Origin of the sequence: Chamaesiphon polymorphus CCALA 037 (genome assembly GCF_003003845.1) — a bacterium.
GTDB lineage: Bacteria > Cyanobacteriota > Cyanobacteriia > Cyanobacteriales > Chamaesiphonaceae > Chamaesiphon > Chamaesiphon polymorphus.
This window is the reverse complement of sequence record NZ_PVWO01000697.1, coordinates 1-2,348: the sequence shown is the minus strand read 5'-3', so window position 1 is coordinate 2,348 and position 2,348 is coordinate 1. Positions and strand designations below refer to the sequence as shown.

Genomic DNA, 2,348 nt, shown 5'->3' with positions numbered 1-2,348 from the left:
ATCTTCTGAAAATGAGTAAATAACTCGATTTGGAAGCGATCTACTCATTGGGTCGATCGTCTGTTGACGAATGTCAGTCTATGTAACCGCGATAAGTTGGTAGATGCTAGCACGATAAATTTCTCTCGACAGTGCTGGAAAACACCGCAGTAAGCTCGTAGTAAATAGCAGAATTACGTATATAAGGCGATTCACAAACAATTTCAACAGCCTTGAGCTGAATGAGCCATGTTCGATATTATCTCCGCACCTGCTATCGTCCGTACCATTTCTAGTGCATATCTCCTCTCCACTTGTTTGTTACTAAGTTTTACTACCTTTGGGTGGTGGATCGTGACTCATCTCGAACAGCAGGACAATCAACTGCCAAAATGGTTTAGCTAATATTTAGACTTAACAACTGACATTGAGGTATTTAGTCGCTCTTGTTGTCAGAACCTCAAAGAACTGTATTGCCTGGAGCTATTAGGGCGATCGAATCTCTGCAAGACATCACATCCTTTGTTAAAATCTAGATGGATGTTGGGTGGGCGATCGTTACTTCCAATCTACTAGTTTCCAAAAGTTACCATTTCCTGATAAGATAGTGGATCCTTGCTTTAGCCGACCAATTACGAACCGAGCTAAAGCCACTATGTCCATAAGGAGAATTTGTGAGCGATAAATACGAAATCATGTATATCCTGCGTCCCGATTTATCTGACGAACAGGCTGATGGAGCGATCGAGAAGTATCGAGCCATCATCGAAACCAACGGTGCTACCGAGATTGAAATTCAACAACGCGGCAAACGTCGTCTTGCATACCTAATTGGTAAAAACCGCGATGGAATCTACGTTCAGGTCAATTATACTGGCTCGGGTCAAGAAATTGCGCCATTAGAAAGAGCGATGCGCCTGAGTGAAGATGTGATTCGCTACTTAAGTCTCAAACTCGATCCGCCTAAGAAAGCAGCAAAAGCTGCTGCTCTAGCGGCTGCAAACGGCGAAGACGCTTAATTATTCGCTCTCAATTTGAGATTACACCAGATCGCTCGCTCGCGCGGGCGATCTTTTTCGGCATCGATCGCACAAATTTTATGCAAGTAGGGATTGCCATCTAGTTCGATTGGTGGTATCCAGGAACTTATCAGATGCCAAACACTTCAAATAGAGTGCAACTTAAACCAAAATTTGCTCGCTTGGTTTCACACCTGGTTATATGACAACTCCACACGCCCGCAGAAACACTGTCCGTTTATCTCGCCTATTATTTATAGGCATCACGACTAGCTTATTGGGTATCTTAGCGGGAATCGTACCAGATTTTACCGCCCAGCAGCCCAGTTTAATCTTTAGCAACGCGGCTCGTGCCGATGAATTTAGCGATACCGATCTACGCAACTACGCTGCTGCACTGATGCAAATCGAACCGTTGCGGCAATCGACACTCGCTCAAGTCAGTCGCGCTAATAATGGTTCTTTACCAAATCTGGTATGCAATCAGCCCAATACTATGGAAGCATTAAATAGTGAAGCAAGATCGCTATTCATCAGGTACTGCAACCAATGTGAGAGTATTGCAGCTAGTCGCGGATTGAGTATCGAAAGATTCAATCAAATTACTCAGGCTGTCCGCTCCAACCCTCAACTCCAAAATCGAGTGCGGAGCTTTATGAACTAGTCGATCGACTGCGATCTCTGTGAGGATACAATAGCAACTATTAGCTAGTAAGGTCAATCCCATGTCGAACGACTCGTCGTCTCCAGCAGCAATCGCGATCGATCGAAAGTTGGATCGTCACCATCATTCATCGTCACCGTTGCTGCTCTGGCTGACAGCGGAAGAACGCACCCGCAGCCGCCATCATTTTATCGCCGCAGATGGCACCCCAGTCTCGCTCCAATTACCGCGCGGTACCGTGTTGGTAGATGGCGATCTGCTCGGCTCGGAGACTGGCGTCGTCGTCCGAGTTGCTGCAAAGCCAGAGCCAGTATTAACTGTCACCAGCGACGATGCGATCGATTTGCTGCGAGCTGCTTATCATCTGGGCAATCGCCATGTCAGTCTGGAGATCGCCCCCACCTATTTGCGATTGACTCCCGACTCGGTATTGGAAAGGATGTTGGTACAATTAGGCTTGCAGGTAGTAGCAGAAATCGCCCCATTTTCTCCACAAGGTGGTGCTTATAGTCACCAACACTAATAGTCATCATCGGTCAATACCAGAAATTGCCCGGTTGCCTGGTCAGCTCCAGCGTTGCGTGCTTTGAAACCTCTGCTGTAATTTAACTAGTGCAGTGTCAAGATTAAAAATTAGGGTTACTTGGTTGCTTGCTAAAATGAGGAAAATTCCAAACAGAGGCAAG

General features: G+C 46.1%; 4 protein-coding genes. All 4 read left to right on the top strand.

The window, feature by feature from the left end; translation table 11 throughout:
- The first annotated feature begins 228 nt into the window (after positions 1-228).
- The 4 genes from C7B77_RS30570 (at position 229) to ureE (ending at position 2,185) form a co-directional block, all read left to right on the top strand.
- Positions 229-384, top strand: a complete 156-nt coding sequence (locus C7B77_RS30570) for a hypothetical protein (protein ID WP_181244071.1) — start codon at positions 229-231, stop codon at positions 382-384.
- Between the two features lie 269 nt (positions 385-653).
- Positions 654-998, top strand: a complete 345-nt coding sequence (rpsF, locus tag C7B77_RS28405) for a 30S ribosomal protein S6 (RefSeq protein WP_106312970.1) — start codon at positions 654-656, stop codon at positions 996-998.
- Between the two features lie 202 nt (positions 999-1,200).
- Positions 1,201-1,662 (top strand): DUF4168 domain-containing protein, encoded by a 462-nt coding sequence (locus C7B77_RS28400; protein ID WP_106312967.1) that lies wholly within the window; start codon positions 1,201-1,203, stop codon positions 1,660-1,662.
- Positions 1,663-1,723: 61 nt separating this feature from the next.
- Complete coding sequence (gene ureE, locus C7B77_RS28395) at positions 1,724-2,185, top strand: urease accessory protein UreE (RefSeq protein ID WP_106312964.1); 462 nt, start codon at positions 1,724-1,726, stop codon at positions 2,183-2,185.
- The last annotated feature ends 163 nt before the right edge of the window (positions 2,186-2,348 follow it).